This is a genomic window from Iodidimonas sp. SYSU 1G8 (assembly GCF_039655775.1).
Lineage (GTDB): Bacteria > Pseudomonadota > Alphaproteobacteria > SMXS01 > SMXS01 > RI-34.
Map to the genome: position 1 here is coordinate 960,085 of NZ_JBBYXJ010000002.1, position 17,111 is coordinate 977,195.

Sequence of the window (17,111 nt, forward strand, 5' to 3'; positions counted from 1 at the left end):
CGCTCCCCGCAATGACGGGATGGATCAAACCCCCGCCAGCCCATCCACGTAAATCCGCTCCCCCGTCACATAGGAATTCTGCTCCGATACCAGCCAGCGCACCACGTTGGACAAATCCTCGGGCTGGCACACCCGCCCGAAGGGCGCCGTCGCGTCGGCGTCGCGCGGGTCACTGACGCCGCGGGCCTTCAGCAGGCGCTTGCCCATGTCGGTCTCGACCACGCCGGGCGCGACCACGTTGACCCGGATGTTGTTGGCCCGTTCTTCCTTGGCGACGCCGAAGGCGATGGCCTCGATGCTGGCCTTGCCCACATTGTAGGGCGCGCCGTTCGCCATCCAGCGCCGCGTGGCGGCCGACGACACCATGATGATGTCGCCGCGCGGCCGCTTGCGCAGATGCGGAATCACCTCGTGGGTGGCGTAGAACGTGCCGAAGGCATGGGTGCGCACCACGCGTTCGAATTCCTCGGGATCGGTGTCGGCGACCGAGCGGCCCTTGCTGGCGATGCCGGCATTGTTCACCAGGATGTCGATCTGGCCGAAATCGGCGGCGACCTTCGCCACCATGTCGCGAACGGCGGCGTAATCGTCCACGCTGGCCTGATACAGTTCGGCGCGCACGCCCAGCGCGCGGATCTCCGCCAGCGTCGCCCGCGCCTCGTCCTCGTTGCCGCGATAATTGATCGCCAGGCTGGCGCCGTCCTGCGCCAGGCCCAGTGCGATTCCCTTGCCGATTCCCCGGTTGCCGCCCGTGACGATGGCGACACGTCCCTGCAATGACATGCTGATCCTCCCTGTTCCGGCCGGATGATAGCAGCGTTTTCGCGCCGAGGGCGATAGACTGCCTGAAACAGGGGAGACGCGACATGACACGATGGCTTGCCGTCCTCGCGGCGGCATTTCTCGCGGCCAGCACCGCGCACGCCGAACCGATCGACTTCAGCCCGACCAGGCAGGGCGACCCGCTGCGGGAACTGCCCGAAGGAACCCGCCTGCTCAGCGGCTTCGGCGAACGCCCGGTGTTTTCACCCGATGGCACCAGGATCGCCTTCATCGGCAAAAGCTACGGCGATGCGTTCGAATACGACATCGCCAGCGGCAAGGTCCGCAATCTCACCGGACACACCGCCCATTCGGGCTTCCTGCGGGTGCACTATCTGCCCGATGGCTCTTTCCTGCTGCTCGGCCCGCGCCGTATCGAGGCGGACCGGCAGGCCATGCGCATCAGCCGGATCGAGATATGGTGGATGGACAAGCACGCGCAGGGCGCGGTGCTGCCGCTGAACCAGCACGTCTCCGAGGGGATCGCCGTCTCGCGCACGGGCAGCCGCGTCGCCTGGGCGATCCTCCACCCGGAAAGCAGCAAGCCCGAGGATGTCGTCGACGAGTACACCGCCATCATGACCGGCGATATCGAGATGGAGAACGGCATACCGGTCCTCGCCAACGTGCGGGAACTGATGCGCCGGCCGGGCAGTGAGTGCATCCTGGAAGCCCAGGATTTCCGCGACGGCGACCGCGAGGTCACGGCCAATTGCTACGATCTGGGCGGCATCCGCCTGTCGCTGGGCAAGTTCGGGCATATCCGGCACAGCGCCATCCTCGGCGCGCGCGACGACGGGAGGGTCATTTCCTATCACGACGTGCGGGACGGCACCTTCAACGAGATCGAGGGCATCGCGCCCTCGGGCGACTGGTCACTGGTCGATTGCGGCCCGGCCTACGGCAAGGGCCTCGAACTCTGCCGGCTGGAGCTGACGCCCGGCGGTGCCTTGACGCGGGTCACCCGGTTCATGGACTACGGCAATCACCGCATCTCCAACGGCGTCGTCAGCCCCGACGGCAAGTGGATCGCCTTTCAGTTCGGGCGCGGCGGCGACGAGGCCGGCGTCGGCGCAGGCATTCTGCTGATGCCCATGCCGACATCCTGAAGCCTTAGACCTGCGGGAAAACGCGAGCGTTCGTCGCCCGCACGAATATCCCGGCGTTGACCTCGATCTCGCCCGCCTCGAAGAAGGCGCGGGGCACCTCGGCCTGGACAGGCGTGTCGTACCCCTCGACCGCCAGCTCGACCCGGATCGCGCCGCCGAAGGGGAAGACCGCCCGCACGATGGCGGGGATGCCTTCCAGCCGCTCGCGCGACAGCAGCTCGATCTCGTGCGTGCGCACATAGGCGACCGCGGGCCCGTGACGGCGCTGCGGGCCGCCGGTGTCCGGCTGGTCGACCATGGGGAACTCGTTGCCCAGCACGTCGGCGATGCCGTCGTTCAGCGTGCAGGGGAAAGTGTTCACCTCGCCCAGGAACTCGCTGACGAACGACGTCGCGGGATCATCATAGACCTCGGCCGGCGCGCCGACCTGCTCGATCCTGCCCTTGTTCATCACCACGACCCGGTCGGCCAGCTCCAGGGCTTCCTCCTGGTCATGGGTAACGAAGATGGTGGTCAGGCCCAGCCGGTCGTGCAGCTGGCGCAGCCAGCGGCGCAGTTCCTTGCGCACCTTGGCGTCGAGGGCGCCGAACGGCTCGTCGAGCAGCAGCACGCGCGGCTCGATGGCCAGCGCCCGGGCCAGGGCGACGCGCTGGCGCTGCCCGCCCGACAGCTGCGACGGGAACCGGTTCTCCAGTCCGCCGAGCTGCACCAGGTCCAGCAGCTCCAGCGCCCGGCGGCGGATTTCCTCCTTGGCGGGCCGGGTCTTGCGCGGCCGGACCTTGAGGCCGAACGACACGTTCTTCAGCACGGTCATGTGCCGGAACAGGGCATAGGACTGGAAGGCGAAACCGATGCGGCGCTCGCCGACCGAAAGGCCCGAGACGTCCTCGCCGTCAAACAGGATCTGCCCCGACGAGGGATGCTCCAGCCCGGCGATGGACCGCAGCAGGGTGGTCTTGCCCGAGCCCGACGGGCCGAGCAGGGCGACCAGCTCGCCGGAGCCGATTTCCAGGGAAACGCCGTCCAGCGCCGGGAAGCGCTCGAACTGCTTGGTAAGATCGTTGATCGTGATACGCACGCTGGAACTCCTAGTGTCGGCGGCCTGAGGCGAGCTGGTTTCCGTAACGCCATTCCAGGAGTGCCTTGACACCGAGGGTGACGAGGGCGAGGAGGGCAAGGACCGAGGCGACGGCGAAGGCGCCGACGAAACTGTACTCATTGTAGAGGATCTCCACATGCAGGGGCATGGTGTTGGTCTGGCCGCGGATATGGCCTGAAACGACGGACACGGCGCCGAACTCGCCGATGGCGCGCGCGGTGCACAGCAGCACGCCGTAGGCCAGCGCCCAGCGCACGTTGGGCAGGGTCACGTGCCAGAAGGTCTGCCAGCCGCTGGCGCCCAGGCTCAGCGACGCCTCCTCGTCGGTCGTGCCTTGTTCCTGCATCAGCGGGATCAGTTCGCGGGCAACGAAGGGGAAGGTCACGAACATGGTGGCGAGCACCAGCCCGGGAACGGCGAACAGGATCTGGATGTCGTGTTCCTGCAGGAACGGGTAGAGGAAGGAATGCGTGCCGAACAGCAGCACCCAGACCAGGCCCGAGATCACCGGCGAGACCGAGAACGGCAGGTCGATCAGCGACAGCAGCAGGTTCTTGCCGCGGAAGTCGAACTTGGCGATCGCCCAGGACGCGGCGAGGCCGAACACCACGTTGAACGGCACGGCGATGGCGGCGACGGTGACGGTCAGCCTCAGCGCCGACAGGGCGTCCGGCTCCACCAGCGCGTCGAAATAGGCGTCCACGCCATTGCGCAGCGCCTCCACGAACACCAGCACCAGCGGCAGGATCAGGAACAGCAGCAGAAATGTGACCGCGATTCCGATCAGCAGGACGCGGGTGCCCCGGCTTTCATTGACGGGATTGGGACGTGTAAGGGTATCAGCCATTGCCGTACCTCCGGCGTGTCCAGGCCTGCACCGAATTGATGAAGATCAGCAGGGTGAACGAGATCATCAGCATCAGGGTCGCGACCGTGGTGGCGCCCGCGTAACTGTACTCTTCCAGCCGGATGATGATCAGCAGCGGCGCGATTTCCGACACATAGGGAATGTTGCCGGCGATGAACACGACCGAGCCGTACTCGCCGATGGCGCGCGCGAAGGCGAGCGCGAAGCCGGTGATGATCGCGGGCAGGATCGCGGGCAGGATGACGCGGCGAATGGTCGCGAAGCGGCCCGCGCCCAGGGTGGCGGCGGCCTCCTCGACTTCCTTGTCGATGTCCTCCATCAGCGGCTGCACCGTGCGAACGACGAAGGGCAGGCCGATGAAGGTCAGGGCAATGACGATACCCAGCGGTGTATAGGCTGCCTTGATGCCGATCTGGTCGAGGAAGGAGCCGACCCAGCCATTGGGTGAATACAGCGCGGTCAGCGCGATGCCCGCGACCGCGGTGGGTAAGGCGAAAGGCAGATCGACGGCGGCATCCAGGAAGCGGCGTCCGGGAAAGCGGTAACGGACCATCACCCAGGCGACGAGAACGCCGAAGGGTACGTTGATCAGCGCGGCGACCAGGGCGGTCCACACGCTCAGCCACAGGGCGTTGATGGTGCGCTCGTCACTGGCGATGCGGTACAGTTCTTCCCAGCCCAGCCCCGCGCTCGTGACCAGCAGGCCGGCGAGCGGGATGAGAATGATCAGGCTCAGATAGACGAGGGTGAAGCCGAGGGCGATCCCGAATCCGGGAATCACGTTCCTGCGGCGTGAAGTGCGGGCGGCACTCATGAAGTTTTATTCCCCAATGACTTACGGGTTCCTGTCGGCGAAAGGACAGGGGAGCTGCATGCGCAGCCCCCCTATTTGAACTATAAAACCGATAGGATTACCAGTTCACTCCGACACGGAAAGCGAAGGCATCGCCGGCCGTCTGGACACCCTGTCGCTTGGCGTCGAACCGCACGTAGTTGAACGAGGTGCGCAGGTTCGGATTGATCCACCAGTTCAGGGCGACGGTGATGTTGTCTTCCTTGCCGCCCAGGACCGTCAGGTCGTTCAGATCGATGAAGCTGTACCGCGCGGCGATCTGCCAGGCGCCCCAGCCACCGCCCGATGGCGAGAAGTTGGCTTTCGGCTTGATACCCTCGACGACGCCGTTCTTGTAGCTGACCGTTTCGCCGGTGATCACGTAGGACAGCGCGACGTAACCGCCATCGAACGAGACCTTCGGGCCGGCCGTGCGGTCGACCCAGGTCGACATGTATTCGCCCTGGACGCTGAAGGGACCGAACGCCGCCGCCGCTTCCGCGCCGGCGAAATAGTAGCTGTCGGCGGCCACGTTGCCGGTATCGACCGTGCGGACGTTGTCCACGCGGACTTCCGGCCGGTCGCCGAAGCGGATGGCCTTCTGGCCCTTGGTGTCGCGGTAGTAGCCCGACGCACCCAGATGGATCCAGCGGGTCTCTTCCTGGATCGGTGCCCAGGTCACGCGTGCCGCGACGCCGTAGCTTTCGTCCGGGATCGCGGTGGCCCCGACGGGCGCGCCGCTCAGGGCCAGGTTCTGGCCAAACACGCCGGCCGTCGCCGTCCAGTTGGCGCCCTGATAGGTGTAGGAAATACCGAATTTGCGGTCACCGCCGGCCGTGCGGCGATCCAGGAAGGCGCCAGAGGCGTTGGAGCGCTCCAGGAAGGTGAGGTTCGGGCTGGAGGCAAGCTGCTCTAGGCCGTTCGGGGTCTTGTGCTGACCGATGGTCACGAAGTAGCTCGCATCCTTCGGGGCGTAACGGACATAGGCGTCGTTGATGTCGACTTCCTGCGTGTTGCTGTCGTCACGGCCCGCGCCGGCGAAGTCCGCTTCCAGGCGGTACTGCCAGTCGGAGAACATGGTGCCGTCGATGCCCAGGCGTGCGCGGCGCAACTCGGTGCCGCTGTTGAAGTCGCGCGGACCCTTGCGGATGTTGAACGCCGCATAGTCCATTTCGGCGCGGCCGCGCAGACGGAAGCTGAACTTCTTGTCGTCGGAGGTGAAGCGCGGGGCGGGCTTCAACTCGAAGGTGCCGCCGGGCTTCTTGTTCTTCTCCGCGTCCAGTTCGGCGATGCGCTGCTGGACGGCGGCTTCCTTGTATTGGGCAAGCTCGGACTCCAGGATGAGGAGGCGTTCCTCAAGAGCCTGCAGCCGTTCGGCCGGGGTCTGCGCGAAGGCGATGGTGGGGAGGGCGGTGAGGGCCAAAGCGACCCCGCCGCCCAGAATTGCTAGGCGTTTCATTGTTTCCTCCTGGATTTTTTGTTTGGTTTAGCGGCCGGGCTTGTAGATCTGGTCGAAGATGGCGCCCTCGGCGAAGAACTTGGCGCGCGCCTTGGTCCAGCCCCCGAAATCGTCACGAATGTTGACGAGGGTCAGCTTCGGAAAGCGCTTCAGGTCTTCGGCGGTCACCAGCTCCGGCTTGGCGGGGCGGTAGTAGTGCTTGGCGATCAGCTTCTGGGCCGGTGCGGTGTAAAGGTTTTCCAGATAGGCCTGCGCCACCGCCGTCGTGCCGCGGCTCTTGGCGTTCTTCTCGACCACGGCGACCGTCGGCTCGGCCAGGATGCTCAGGCTCGGAACGACGATCTGGAACTTGTCCGGACCCAGTTCCTCGATGGCGAGGAACGCTTCGTTCTCCCAGGCCAGGAGGACGTCGCCGATGCCCCGCTGGACGAAGGTGGTCGTCGAGCCGCGCGCGCCGGTATCGAGCACGGGGACGTTTCTGTAGAGCTTGGAGACGAATTCCTTGGCCTTGTCTTCGCTGCCGTACTTCTTGTTGGCGAAGGCGTAGGCGGCCAGCAGGTTCCACTGGGCTCCGCCAGAGGTCTTGGGATTAGGCGTGATCACCTGGATGCCCGGTTTCACCAGATCATCCCAATCGACGATCTTCTTCGGGTTGCCCTTGCGCACCAGGAAAACGATGGTCGAGTGATAGGGGCTGCTGTGCAGCGGCAGCTTGTTGACCCAGTCGGTCGGCAGCTTCTTGCCAATGGTGGCGACCTGGTCGATATCGCCTTCCAGCGCCAGGGTCAGGACATCGGCGGCAAGACCGTCGATCACGGCGCGTGCCTGCTTGCCCGATCCGCCATGCGATTGTTCGACGGTGACGGTATCGCCGGTCTTCGCCTTCCATTGTGCCGCGAAGACGGCATTGTATTCCTTGTAGAATTCCCGCGTCGGGTCGTACGACACGTTAAGCAGCTTGATATCCTTGGCGGCGGCGGGCGCGATGGCGGCGCCAAGCGCGACGGCGGTGGCCACGGCAAGGGTGCGGATGTTCATTGAGGCGGCTCCTTAGTCAATAGGTGAGATAATTCCTATCGAATAAGTAGTATATATCAACAAAAAAATAGCTCAGGCGCTAAGTGATTGGTTTTCAAGGTTATCGAGGTCCTCGATCGACATATCCGCGAGCGACGTGCCGTCGAGAATCTCCGCGGCGGCATCCCGTACCCGGCGCATCATGATTCGCACCGCGCAGGTCTTCTCATTGCGGCAATCCGCGCATTTGCGGTAACCGGTCAGGCTGGCGCAGGGAATGGGCGCCAGCGGGCCGTCCATGGCGCGGACCACCGCGCCGAAGCTGATCTCGGCGGGGGGCGAGGCGAGCATATAGCCGCCGTGCTTGCCGCGCTGGCTGTGGACGATGCCGTGCTTCTTCAACTCGAGCATGATGAGTTCGAGGAACTTGCGAGGAATGTTCCCTTGCTCTGACAGATCGGCGACCTGAACCGGCACCCCCGGCGCGCGTTCGGCGAGAACAAGGAGCGCCTTCAGCGCGTATTTGGCCTTCTGAGAGAGCATCTAATTCCCAAGTGTTCCAATAGACAATAGGCTGTATTCTCCTACCGTCAAGGGAATGTGTTGCATATCCTCACTCCGGCCATTTGTTGAGTGGTATTTTTACGCATCGGCGTTCCGCCCTGAATTCCTGTCGCCAAGGCAATGCTTGACAGGACCACCACGCGCTCTGAAAAATAGATCGTGCATCAAAAATGGGGAGACCATCATGCGTGTCGGCGTCGTATTTCCGCAAACCGAGATCGCGCCCGACCCTGCCGCGATCCGTGACTGGGCGCAGGCCGTCGAGGGGCTGGGGTTCGATCATCTGATTGCCTATGACCATGTCATGGGCGCCAACACGGCCAGCCGGCCGGACTGGAACATGCCCTACACGCACGATACGCCGTTCCACGAGCCGATTACCCTATTCAGCTTCTTGGCCGGCGTCACGCGGACGCTGGAGCTGGCGTCCGGCATCATCATTCTGCCGCAGCGCCAGGCGGCGCTGTTCGCCAAGCAGGCGGCCAACGCGGATGTGTTCTCGGGCGGCCGTTTGCGGCTCGGCTTCGGCATCGGCTGGAACCAGATCGAATACGAGGCGCTGGGCGCGCCCTTCGCCCAGCGCGGCGCGCGGCTCGACGAGCAGGTGGACCTGCTCCGCAAGCTGTGGACCGGGCAGCCGATCACCTATGACGGCCGTTTCCACAAGGTGACCGACGCGGGGATCAATCCGCCGCCGGTCAGGAAATCCATCCCGGTCTGGTTCGGCGGCACCTCCGAGGCGTCGAAGGACAGGGTGGCGAACACCGGCGACGGCTGGATTCCCGTGTTGCCCGCCGACCGCGCGCAGGAGGCGGTGGCCGACATGCGCGAGCGGGTCACCCGTGCCGGCCGCGATCCGGACAGCGTCGGCATCGACAACATCATCTTCGTCGGCGCGACGCTGGGCGGCCCGGTCCGCACGCCCGAGGACGCCGCCGCCGATCACGCCCAGTGGCGCCAGGCCGGGGCGAGTCACGTCACGCTCCATACGATGGGGGCAGGGCTGAAAACCGGCGACGCGCATATCGAGTACCTTCGGCGCTTCAAGGCCGCCATCGGGTAAGGCGGCACCGCGCGCAGGATTAAGCACGCCCGCTGTTTGGTGGACACTGGTGGGCCCGCATGGCATCGTGCGGGCCACCAGACTCGCAAAATAGGGGAGACCGCAAATGGAATACCGGACGCTGGGCAATTCCGGCCTGAAGATTTCGACCGTCAGCCTTGGCACCAACAATTTTGGCGGCCGCTGCGACATGGCGCAGACCCAGATCGTCGTCGATAAAGCCCTCGAGGCCGGCATCACCATGTTCGACACCGCCGATGCCTATCCGCCGACGCCCGGGCTGCTGGGCAAGTCCGAGGAATTCCTTGGCAAGGCGCTGGGCAATCGCCGTAAGGACGTGGTCATCGCCAGCAAATGGGGCATGGCCATGGACGAGGGTCCGTACATGTCGGGCGGCTCGCGCCGGTACATCTTCAACGCGGTCGAGGCCAGCCTGAAGCGCCTGGGCACCGACTATATCGACCTCTATCAGATGCACTTCCCCGACGCCTCGACCCCGATCGAGGAGACGCTGCTGGCGCTGGGCGATCTCGTGCGTCAGGGCAAGATCCGCTACATCGGCTGCTGCAACTTCAAGGGCCACCAGCTGGTCGACGCCGCGCACAAGGCCAAGCAGCTCGGCGTGCCGCAGTTCATCTCGGTGCAGAACTTCTACAACATCCTGCGCCGCGACGTGGAAGACGAGCGTCTGCCCGGCGCCCGCATGGCCGGCGCCGGCTTCCTGCCGTACTTCCCGCTCGCCAGCGGCATGCTGACCGGCAAGTACAAGCGCGATGAAAAGCCCGCCGCGGGCACCCGCTTCGGCGAAGGCAGCAACATGGCCGGTCTGGGCGGCCTCGAAATGACGCCGCGCAATTTCGACCTGGTCGAGAAGATCGAGGCGTTCGGTAACGAACGCGGTCTCAGCGTGCTGGAAATCGCCGTGGCGTGGCTGCTGGCCCAGCCGGGCGTCACCAGCGTCATGGCCGGCGCCACCAAGCCCGAGCAGATCGACCAGAACGTCGCGGCGGCCGGTGCCGTCCTGTCGGCGGACGACGTGAAGACGCTGAACGACATCACCAAGCCGCAGGGCGGCCTGCCGTTCTGATGGCAGGCTAGTCTTCCGCCCCGTCGCGGGCGAAGACGCGTGAGTTCGGGAGCCGCCCGCCGTTCCGCCACTGCCCTTCGGGGCCGGGCCGGAGCGGCAGGCGGCTCTTTTTATTTTGGGAGAGATCCGATGAAGCTGCCCCTGTTTCAGGTCGATGCCTTCACCGACACCGTGTTCGGCGGCAATCCGGCGGCCGTCTGCCCGCTCGAGGCGTGGCTGCCCGATGGCGTCATGCAGGCGATCGCGGCCGAGAACAACCTGTCCGAGACCGCCTTCATCGTACCTCGCGGCGATGACTACGACCTGCGCTGGTTCACGCCCGCCGTCGAGGTGCCGCTGTGCGGCCATGCGACGCTGGCCAGCGCCTTCGTGGTCTGCCGGCACCTTCATCCGGGCCACGGCGCCGTCACCTTTCATACCCAGAGCGGCCCGCTGCGGGTCCGCGCCGGCGACGGCGGCTTCACCATGACCCTGCCGCGCTGGTCGCCCGAGCCCGTGGCCACGCCGGCGCTGGCCAAGGCGCTCGGCGCGCCGCCGGAGGCCGTGCTGGCGACGGCGCGCGACTATGTGGTGGTGTTCCCGTCGGAGGCGGCGCTGCTGGGTCTCGTCCCCGATTTCCCGGGTCTCGCCGCGCTCGATCGCGATGGAATCCTGGTCACCGCGCCCGGCGACCGCCACGACTTCGTGCTGCGCTATTTCGCGCCCAAGGTCGGCGTCAACGAGGATCCGGTCACCGGCTCCGCCCAGTGCTCCGCCGCGCCCTACTGGGCACGGCGCCTGGGCAAGGATACGCTGGTCTCGCGGCAGATCTCGGCGCGCGGCGGGTTGCTGCGCAGCCGGGTGCTGGACGATGCCGTCGCGGTGACGGGCGCGTGCGCGCTGTATCTGGAAGGAACGATCAGCGTTCCGGACTGAGGCCTTGGCCTAGTACCAGAACACCAGAGTGACAGTCGCGCCAAGAATGGCGACCGCATTGAAGAGTCCGAACAACTTGATCATGTATCTCAAAGCCCCAGACCAGTGCGACAGCACCGGTATCCCTCGAGCGTGTAGATGATCCTGCCGGGCCGGTTTCGCAACAGGAGTCAGGGGGTTCTCCCCTGAATGGGGGAGATGCAGGAAATGCATGACCATTTTGTAAGCTGGCGTCAGCGCCGCCGCGTGCGGGCCGTACGTGTCGCCGCGTGGAAATCCGCCGGCTTGCCCGCCAGCCAGTCGGTGAAGCGCACGATCTCCGGATGCACCCGGAGCGCGGCGATGCTGGCATACGAGCGCGCCAGTTCCGCTTCCGAGAACAGGGCATGGATCTTGCGGTGGCAGATGGGATGGATCGTCACCGTTTCCCGGCCGCCCTTGAGGCGCGGCACCAGATGATGCCGTTCGCGCCGCCGCCCCAACGGCCGCTCGCACAGCGGGCAGATCTCGGTTTCGGTGTCCATCGCCCCGCATTAAGGTCCGGCGACGAGGCACCGTCAATCGGGGAGCGGACCATGACCGGCACGTTGAGCGAGGTGGCACAGGCCTGCTGGGCCGATCTGGCCGCGGCGGCCGCGTCGCGGGAAGAGCCGTTCCGGACCCCGGTGCTGTCCACCGCCGGCCTCGACGGGGCGCCCGAGGCGCGCACGGTCGTGCTCCGAGCGGTCGATCCGGCGCGGCGCGCGCTCACCCTCTTTACCGATTCGCGCTCGGCCAAATGGGCGGAACTGGCCGCCGATCCCCGCGCCGGTCTGGTGTTCTACGATCCGGCCCGCCAGGTCCAGCTTCGGCTCGCCGGCACGGCGGCGCTGCACCGGGACGACGAGACCGCGCGCGCGTACTGGCTTGCGGCGCCGCCCGCCGTGCGGCTGCCCTATCTCTGCCAGCCCGGCCCCGGCGCCGCCCTCGATGCCGCCGGTCCGGGCATCGCCCCGCCCGTCTTCGCCGGCCCGCTGGGCGAGGACACGCTCGCGCCGGGCGCCGCGTTCTTCGCCGTGATCGTGTTGTCCATTCACCGGCTGCAGTGGCTGTCGCTGCGCCGCATGGGCAACATGGCCGCGCGCTTCGACTGGGACGAACGCGGCGCGCTCACCGCCGGCTGGATCGTGCCCTGACGCTTGCCGGGCCCGGCGTCCGGCCTTACGCTGACCGGATAGTCGGAAACGGGAGAGATGTCCGATGAGCAAGCTGTTCGGTCCCATGATCCAGCAGGGATACATCGTGCCCGATCTTCAGGCGGGCATGGCGCACTGGCTGGCCCGCGGCGTCGGCCCGTTCTACGTCATCCCGCCCTTCACGCTGGAGGCGCAGCATTACGGCCAGCCGACCGAATGCCGCATCACCGCCGCCTTCGCCTGCTCGGGCGACCAGCAGATCGAGCTGATCGAGCCGCTCGCGGGCAGCGGCCCGAACATCTATGACGACTACCTGAAGGAGCATCCGGAAGGCGGCTTGCAGCATCTGGCGTCCTGGTCGGACGATGTGGACGCCCAGCTCGCCGACCTGACCGCCCGCGGCGTCGACTACGTGCTCGCCCAGCGTTATCCCGGCTCGCATGCCTATCTCGATCTGCGCGCCGCGCCCGGCGTGATGATCCAGCTGATGCCCACGCTGCAGCGCTATCTCGACCTGTTCGACGTCGCCCAGGCCGAAGCCATCGACTGGGACGGCAGCCACCCGATCCGCGACATGGACTGGACCCATCCGGTCTGACGAGAGGAAAGCCTGCCATGACCCCGATCCGCCTTCTGCTGGTCCTTCTCGCCGTCCTTCTTGCCGGCGCACAGCCCGCCGCGGCCGCCGATTCCTCCTGCGCCTCGGGCGAGCCGCGCGCGGGCATCAAGACCATCACGCTCCTCGCCCGCAAGCCGGGCACCTCGCTGGAGGATTTCAAGCGCCATTACGAGACGGTGCACGTCCCTGGCGCCCGCGCGCGCATTCCGGCGCTGGCCCGCGCCGACTACCGCCGTAACTTCATCGGCGAGGCCCGTCCCGGCGCGCCCATCGATTTCGACGTGGTGACCGAGATGCGCTTCGCCAGCGAGGCCGAATACGCCGAGATGCGCAAGACCACCTCAGATCCGGCCGTGAGCGCCTGGATCGTCGCCGACATCGTCAAATTCGCCGACCCGTCGAAGACCCGCACCTATGTGGTCGAGGAGTGCGTCTCCAAATAGCGCGCCGCCGTCACAGCGGCACCAGGTCGCCATTCGGCAACCCGGCGTCTCCGAGCACGGCCTTGGCCGCCGCGCGGAACGCCGGGAAGTCGCCGATCACCACCAGCCAGGTGAACACGCGCGCCACCCCGTCCACGTCCCGCTCATAGGGCGAGAAGCCCAGCGGCATCACCGCGAACGGGCCGTCCGTGTCGTTGGGCAGATGGGCGGCGCAGAAATCCTGGAAGGCGTCGTACTGGTCCAGCCGGATCAGCTCGAAATACGGCACGGCGTCGCGGCGCGCCTTGTTCACCCGGCGCAGCACCTGCGTCGGGAACAGGCCCGCCGTCCAGCGCGGGTTGATCTCGGTCACCACCACCTCGCCATCCGGGCCGATGAAATAGTCGATGCCCATGCAGTCGCCGGTCTCGCTGCCCAGGCCGAACTTGCGGGCATAGGCGCCCACCTTCAGCAGCTCGGCCGTCTGCGCGTCGGTCAGCGGCGGGTCGGCATGGATGAAATTGCCGATCCACAGCCCGTCGGTCACCAGGATGCGCCGCACATTGTCCAGCGTCACCGCCTTGTCGGTGACCAGCAGGTCGGCGGTCCACTCCACATAGTTTTCCAGCTTCAGCCGTTGCTGCACCAGCACCGGATCGGTCGGGCGATAGGCCTTCAGATACTCGTCGGCCTCGGCGGTGCTGGACACGGCCTTGACGCTGCGCGCCCCCGGCTGGCCGGTCATCTTCAGAATGATCCGCCCCTCGTGCCGGGCGAAGAAGTCCTCCACCGTGTTGTTCCCGCTCAGCGGCTGCTGGGCGATGATGGTCTCGGGAGTCGGAATGCCGAAGGCGGGCGCGTTCTCGGCGAAATGGAACTTGGAATTCAGCTTCAGCATGCGCTCGATGGCGCCCTGGTCCTTGTGCAGCACCTGGTTCGACCGGCTCATCATCAGCAGCGTCAGCAGCGCCACGTCCGGCAGCATGCCCGCGATGGTCTCGTAGTAGGTCTCGACCGGTGCGTAGAGCAGATGATCGAGCGGCACCATCTCGGCGCCGGCCTTGGCCGCCATGGCGTGCTGGCGGCGCAGAAAACCGTCCCACGGCGCGCGCGCGAACGCATCGAACAGCGCCACGTAATCGGCCGGCTTGCTGATCGACAGCAGCGCCGATTGCAGCATGGCCAGCAGCTGGTTCTGCTCGTAATGGTCGGCCTTCTGTTTCTCGGTCAGCGCGTCCATGTCGAAGTGCAGCGGCAGATCGTCGGCCGCCATGGCGTACAGCGTCGGCAGCGGCCGGTCGGGAAAGAACGAGCCGATCTTCATCGTGCGCGTCCCCCGTGGCGCGCGGCCGACTCGGCGTTTTCCGGGCGCGGGGCCCGTGCGTTTGAGCGTGGCATGTGATCCTCCCCAGGACAGTCTCCGCCGCGATCATTCCCGCTCGAACGGGCGGTTGCAAAGGGAATCCGACACGCCCGCCGGTTATTTTCGGCGGTGATGATTGATTTACCGCAATGCTCGGGTTAGACGAATTGGGGAAGGTTTGAACGGGCGGTACGGTCATGCTGCCATTTGCGGGAGAGGATCTGCCATGAACATCGAAGTGAAGACGGCTAAGGCCCAGGCGCAGACGCCGACCAAGGAAGAGATGATCGCCCGCGCCGAGGCCCTGCTGCCCCAGCTGCGCGAACGCTCCGCCGAGGCCGAGAAGAACCGCCGCCTGTCCGACGAGACGGTGCAGGAGTTCCGCGACGCCGGCTTCCCCAAGATTCTCCAACCCAAGCGCTTCGGCGGCTACGAGCTCGGCCCCGACACGGCCACCGAGGTGATCCGCACCATCTCCACCGCCTGCGGCTCCAGCGGCTGGGTGACCAATCTGTTCGTCGTCCACACCTGGCAGGCCAGCCTGTTCCCCATCGAGGCGCAGGAGGAATACTGGGCCGGCAGCGACGACAAGCTGTGCTCCACCGCGTCCTTCGCCATGAACAGCAAGATGGAAGAGGTAGACGGCGGCGTTCGCCTCACCGGCCGCTGGAAATTCTCCTCCGGCTGCGACTTCGCCGACTGGTTCATCATCATGAAGCCCAGCTCCACCTGCTTCGACTGGATGATGATCCCGCGCGAGGACGTGACCTTGGTGGACGACTGGTTCGTCTCCGGCCTGTCCGGCACCGGCTCCAAGGACATCGTGCTCGATAACGTGTTCGTGCCGGCGCACCGCCGCGTGTCGATCATGGACATCGCCACCGGCCAGACCCCGGGCATGAAGGAACTGCAGATCCCCATGGGCCGGCTGCCTTTCGGCTGGCCGGCGATCTGGGGCATTCCCGCCGCGCTGATCGGCATGGCCGAAGGCATGGCCGCCGCCGTGCAGAAAACCCTGATCGGCAAGAAGGCGCTGTTCACCGGCGAAGTGCAGGTGGAACGCGTCGCCAACCAGATGAAGCTGACCGAGTGCTTGACCGACATCCACGCCGCCAAGCTGATCATGCGCAACCGCATGGCCGAGCTGAACGAGTGGGCCGCCGCCGGCGGCGCGCCGAACCCGGCGATCGACGCTTACGTCTCGCACCGCGACGCGTCCTATGTGGCGCGCATGATGGGCCAGACCGCCCTGAAACTGACCCAGATGGCCGGCGCCACCTCCGTCTATCTCGGCAACCCGATCCAGCGCTTCCAGCGCGACATCAACGTGGGCGTCACCCACGTCTCGCTGGTCTGGGAAGAAGCCGCCGAAAATTACGGCCGCGCGGTGTGGGAGCTGGGGCCGAAGCAGCGGGGTTAGTTCCGAAAATATCTTTTGGCATGGCGCCTTAACCATGCCGAACCAGAGCTTGATGGACGTAGGCTGTGCCGGCACCCGCGCCAGATTTGGCGCGGACCGTCGCAGCGTCCCGGTTACTGGATGTTGTTCATACCGCTGCCCCCGCTCCCTTTCGGCTCCGTGTCCGGTTCCTTCTCGGGCGGGGCTGGTTTCTCCGCCGGTTCCGTCTTCTCTGGCGGTTCGGGCTTCTCGGTTGGTTCGGTTTTCTCCGGCGGCGCGGGTTCGGCTCGTGGCGGGTTGCCGTGAAGCTCGACCGGGTCCAGCTCGCAGCGGTTACATTGCGGACTGTCCGGCGACGACGGTAAGCGCCCGCCATCGCCTTCGCCCGTCATCGGCGCGCCCCCGAACAGTTGCCCGCCATAAGCCGGCAAGGCGAGGATGATCAGAACGGCAAAGATGACGGCTGCGTTGGCTCGGTTCATCGGTCTCACCCCAATGTGATGTGCCTTTGGGGTATTATGGTACGCCTGAGGAGCCGCGTTCGATACAGCAATGAAGGTCTCGGCCCTCTGTTTCGCACCGCCATGCTGCTGCTCAACAAATTCCCCCTGCGACGCCTGCCTTCCTCTCGGGGGCAGGTGCTAGTGGGTAGTGCAGGGCGGCAGCTCGCGGGTGATCTCCTGCGCCAGTTGCAGAAACAGCCCCTCGACCCGTTCGGCGCCATAGGCCGACACCAAGCGGGGCAGGATCTCGGTCAGCACGGCGGACAGGATCGAATCCTCGCCGATGCCACGTTCGCGGCACAGCCGGAATGTCACGCGATATGCGTCCAGCGCCTCGTCGAAGCCTTCGGGGCGCGGCTGTTCCGCGTCGGCGTTCTGGTGCATCGGTCTTCCCCCTGACATGGCGCGGCCTGATGAATATAAATGTTATAACATAACATTTTGAACCAGCAAGGCCGTTCAGGCGCGGCTGTCACCCCTGTCTCGGGAACAGGCGGCGCTAAAAAAATCGGTCTGTGCAGGGGAAGGATGGTGGGCGAAGAGGGACTCGAACCCCCGACATCCACGATGTGAACGTGGCGCTCTACCAACTGAGCTATTCGCCCCTCGTCGCCGAGGACGCGTCGTAATACGGTTCTGGATGGCGGGTGTCAAGCGGGCGCGGTGGCCATTCCTTCTGTTGTCCCCCCGGACCCGTTCCGGGACCTGTGCTGGTCCGGGAATGACCGTTCATGAGAGCGCCCCGACGCTGGCGGGCATGCATCACCATCCCGCATGGCCCAGCGGCAGGCCCCG

General features: G+C 65.9%; 19 protein-coding genes and 1 tRNA gene. 8 read left to right on the forward strand and 12 right to left on the reverse strand.

The window, feature by feature from the left end; translation table 11 throughout:
• Positions 1-24 precede the first annotated feature (24 nt).
• The gene (locus WJU17_RS15700; RefSeq protein ID WP_346328335.1) at positions 25-783 is read right to left on the reverse strand and encodes an SDR family oxidoreductase; all 759 of its coding nucleotides are present in this window, start codon (positions 781-783) and stop codon (positions 25-27) included.
• An 83-nt stretch (positions 784-866) separates the two neighbouring features.
• Here WJU17_RS15700 and WJU17_RS15705 point away from each other — a divergent pair, with 83 nt between their 5' ends.
• On the forward strand, positions 867-1,931 hold the full coding sequence (locus WJU17_RS15705; RefSeq protein ID WP_346328336.1) for a hypothetical protein: 1,065 nt from the start codon (positions 867-869) through the stop codon (positions 1,929-1,931).
• A 4-nt stretch (positions 1,932-1,935) separates the two neighbouring features.
• Here the strand turns inward: WJU17_RS15705 and WJU17_RS15710 are convergent, their stop codons facing one another.
• The 6 genes from WJU17_RS15710 to WJU17_RS15735 form a co-directional block, all read right to left on the reverse strand.
• Complete coding sequence (locus tag WJU17_RS15710; protein WP_346328337.1) at positions 1,936-3,009, reverse strand: sulfate ABC transporter ATP-binding protein; 1,074 nt, start codon at positions 3,007-3,009, stop codon at positions 1,936-1,938.
• 10 nt (positions 3,010-3,019) lie between these two features.
• On the reverse strand, positions 3,020-3,877 hold the full coding sequence (gene cysW, locus WJU17_RS15715; RefSeq protein WP_346328338.1) for a sulfate ABC transporter permease subunit CysW: 858 nt from the start codon (positions 3,875-3,877) through the stop codon (positions 3,020-3,022).
• Positions 3,870-4,712 carry a sulfate ABC transporter permease subunit CysT gene (gene cysT / locus WJU17_RS15720; RefSeq protein WP_346328339.1) on the reverse strand — a complete coding sequence of 281 codons (843 nt, stop codon included), beginning with the start codon at positions 4,710-4,712 and terminating at the stop codon, positions 3,870-3,872. Before cysT ends, cysW begins: the two co-directional genes overlap by 8 nt.
• A gap of 97 nt (positions 4,713-4,809) precedes the next feature.
• A complete protein-coding gene (locus tag WJU17_RS15725) occupies positions 4,810-6,189 on the reverse strand; it encodes a porin (RefSeq protein ID WP_346328340.1) in 1,380 nt (459 codons plus the stop codon).
• Positions 6,190-6,216: 27 nt separating this feature from the next.
• On the reverse strand, positions 6,217-7,227 hold the full coding sequence (locus tag WJU17_RS15730; protein WP_346328341.1) for a sulfate ABC transporter substrate-binding protein: 1,011 nt from the start codon (positions 7,225-7,227) through the stop codon (positions 6,217-6,219).
• Positions 7,228-7,299: 72 nt separating this feature from the next.
• Positions 7,300-7,749, reverse strand: coding sequence for an Rrf2 family transcriptional regulator (locus WJU17_RS15735; protein ID WP_346328342.1), 450 nt, complete (start codon positions 7,747-7,749; stop codon positions 7,300-7,302).
• Between the two features lie 205 nt (positions 7,750-7,954).
• On the opposite strand from WJU17_RS15735, the gene WJU17_RS15740 reads away from it, so the two are divergent.
• The 3 genes from WJU17_RS15740 to WJU17_RS15750 all read left to right on the forward strand — a co-directional run bounded on the left by WJU17_RS15740 (position 7,955) and on the right by WJU17_RS15750 (position 10,835).
• Positions 7,955-8,833 (forward strand): LLM class F420-dependent oxidoreductase, encoded by an 879-nt coding sequence (locus WJU17_RS15740; protein ID WP_346328343.1) that lies wholly within the window; start codon positions 7,955-7,957, stop codon positions 8,831-8,833.
• Between the two features lie 106 nt (positions 8,834-8,939).
• Positions 8,940-9,920: an aldo/keto reductase gene (locus tag WJU17_RS15745; RefSeq protein WP_346328344.1), complete on the forward strand. Its 981-nt coding sequence runs from the start codon at positions 8,940-8,942 to the stop codon at positions 9,918-9,920.
• Positions 9,921-10,049: 129 nt separating this feature from the next.
• On the forward strand, positions 10,050-10,835 hold the full coding sequence (locus WJU17_RS15750) for a PhzF family phenazine biosynthesis protein (RefSeq protein WP_346328345.1): 786 nt from the start codon (positions 10,050-10,052) through the stop codon (positions 10,833-10,835).
• Between the two features lie 233 nt (positions 10,836-11,068).
• On the opposite strand, the gene WJU17_RS15755 is transcribed toward WJU17_RS15750, so the two are convergent.
• Positions 11,069-11,359: an HNH endonuclease gene (locus WJU17_RS15755; RefSeq protein ID WP_346328346.1), complete on the reverse strand. Its 291-nt coding sequence runs from the start codon at positions 11,357-11,359 to the stop codon at positions 11,069-11,071.
• 51 nt (positions 11,360-11,410) lie between these two features.
• On the opposite strand from WJU17_RS15755, the gene WJU17_RS15760 reads away from it, so the two are divergent.
• The 3 genes from WJU17_RS15760 to WJU17_RS15770 all read left to right on the forward strand — a co-directional run bounded on the left by WJU17_RS15760 (position 11,411) and on the right by WJU17_RS15770 (position 13,072).
• Positions 11,411-12,010 (forward strand): pyridoxamine 5'-phosphate oxidase family protein, encoded by a 600-nt coding sequence (locus WJU17_RS15760; protein WP_346328347.1) that lies wholly within the window; start codon positions 11,411-11,413, stop codon positions 12,008-12,010.
• Positions 12,011-12,074: 64 nt separating this feature from the next.
• Complete coding sequence (locus tag WJU17_RS15765; protein WP_346328348.1) at positions 12,075-12,608, forward strand: VOC family protein; 534 nt, start codon at positions 12,075-12,077, stop codon at positions 12,606-12,608.
• 17 nt (positions 12,609-12,625) lie between these two features.
• A complete protein-coding gene (locus WJU17_RS15770) occupies positions 12,626-13,072 on the forward strand; it encodes an EthD domain-containing protein (protein WP_346328350.1) in 447 nt (148 codons plus the stop codon).
• A gap of 10 nt (positions 13,073-13,082) precedes the next feature.
• On the opposite strand, the gene WJU17_RS15775 is transcribed toward WJU17_RS15770, so the two are convergent.
• Positions 13,083-14,375, reverse strand: a complete 1,293-nt coding sequence (locus WJU17_RS15775; protein WP_346328351.1) for a hypothetical protein — start codon at positions 14,373-14,375, stop codon at positions 13,083-13,085.
• A gap of 265 nt (positions 14,376-14,640) precedes the next feature.
• Between WJU17_RS15775 and WJU17_RS15780 the strand changes: the two genes are divergently transcribed.
• Positions 14,641-15,834, forward strand: coding sequence for a hypothetical protein (locus tag WJU17_RS15780; RefSeq protein ID WP_346328352.1), 1,194 nt, complete (start codon positions 14,641-14,643; stop codon positions 15,832-15,834).
• Between the two features lie 113 nt (positions 15,835-15,947).
• Here the strand turns inward: WJU17_RS15780 and WJU17_RS15785 are convergent, their stop codons facing one another.
• The 3 genes from WJU17_RS15785 to WJU17_RS15795 form a co-directional block, all read right to left on the reverse strand.
• On the reverse strand, positions 15,948-16,295 hold the full coding sequence (locus WJU17_RS15785; RefSeq protein WP_346328353.1) for a hypothetical protein: 348 nt from the start codon (positions 16,293-16,295) through the stop codon (positions 15,948-15,950).
• A gap of 159 nt (positions 16,296-16,454) precedes the next feature.
• Complete coding sequence (locus tag WJU17_RS15790) at positions 16,455-16,700, reverse strand: hypothetical protein (RefSeq protein ID WP_346328354.1); 246 nt, start codon at positions 16,698-16,700, stop codon at positions 16,455-16,457.
• A gap of 145 nt (positions 16,701-16,845) precedes the next feature.
• A tRNA-Val gene (locus WJU17_RS15795) sits at positions 16,846-16,921 on the reverse strand.
• Between the last annotated feature and the right edge of the window lie 190 nt (positions 16,922-17,111).

What these genes read in the sequence shown, in the direction of transcription:
- WJU17_RS15700 (WP_346328335.1), bottom strand. Translation starts at nt 783, where the DNA reads ATGTCATTGCAGGGACGTGTCGCCATCGTCACGGGCGGCAACCGGGGA.
- WJU17_RS15705 (WP_346328336.1), top strand. Translation starts at nt 867, where the DNA reads ATGACACGATGGCTTGCCGTCCTCGCGGCGGCATTTCTCGCGGCCAGC.
- cysW (WP_346328338.1), bottom strand. Translation starts at nt 3,877, where the DNA reads ATGGCTGATACCCTTACACGTCCCAATCCCGTCAATGAAAGCCGGGGC.
- cysT (WP_346328339.1), bottom strand. Translation starts at nt 4,712, where the DNA reads ATGAGTGCCGCCCGCACTTCACGCCGCAGGAACGTGATTCCCGGATTC.
- WJU17_RS15725 (WP_346328340.1), bottom strand. Translation starts at nt 6,189, where the DNA reads ATGAAACGCCTAGCAATTCTGGGCGGCGGGGTCGCTTTGGCCCTCACC.
- WJU17_RS15730 (WP_346328341.1), bottom strand. Translation starts at nt 7,227, where the DNA reads ATGAACATCCGCACCCTTGCCGTGGCCACCGCCGTCGCGCTTGGCGCC.
- WJU17_RS15735 (WP_346328342.1), bottom strand. Translation starts at nt 7,749, where the DNA reads ATGCTCTCTCAGAAGGCCAAATACGCGCTGAAGGCGCTCCTTGTTCTC.
- WJU17_RS15740 (WP_346328343.1), top strand. Translation starts at nt 7,955, where the DNA reads ATGCGTGTCGGCGTCGTATTTCCGCAAACCGAGATCGCGCCCGACCCT.
- WJU17_RS15745 (WP_346328344.1), top strand. Translation starts at nt 8,940, where the DNA reads ATGGAATACCGGACGCTGGGCAATTCCGGCCTGAAGATTTCGACCGTC.
- WJU17_RS15750 (WP_346328345.1), top strand. Translation starts at nt 10,050, where the DNA reads ATGAAGCTGCCCCTGTTTCAGGTCGATGCCTTCACCGACACCGTGTTC.
- WJU17_RS15755 (WP_346328346.1), bottom strand. Translation starts at nt 11,359, where the DNA reads ATGGACACCGAAACCGAGATCTGCCCGCTGTGCGAGCGGCCGTTGGGG.
- WJU17_RS15760 (WP_346328347.1), top strand. Translation starts at nt 11,411, where the DNA reads ATGACCGGCACGTTGAGCGAGGTGGCACAGGCCTGCTGGGCCGATCTG.
- WJU17_RS15765 (WP_346328348.1), top strand. Translation starts at nt 12,075, where the DNA reads ATGAGCAAGCTGTTCGGTCCCATGATCCAGCAGGGATACATCGTGCCC.
- WJU17_RS15770 (WP_346328350.1), top strand. Translation starts at nt 12,626, where the DNA reads ATGACCCCGATCCGCCTTCTGCTGGTCCTTCTCGCCGTCCTTCTTGCC.
- WJU17_RS15775 (WP_346328351.1), bottom strand. Translation starts at nt 14,375, where the DNA reads ATGAAGATCGGCTCGTTCTTTCCCGACCGGCCGCTGCCGACGCTGTAC.
- WJU17_RS15780 (WP_346328352.1), top strand. Translation starts at nt 14,641, where the DNA reads ATGAACATCGAAGTGAAGACGGCTAAGGCCCAGGCGCAGACGCCGACC.
- WJU17_RS15785 (WP_346328353.1), bottom strand. Translation starts at nt 16,295, where the DNA reads ATGAACCGAGCCAACGCAGCCGTCATCTTTGCCGTTCTGATCATCCTC.
- WJU17_RS15790 (WP_346328354.1), bottom strand. Translation starts at nt 16,700, where the DNA reads ATGCACCAGAACGCCGACGCGGAACAGCCGCGCCCCGAAGGCTTCGAC.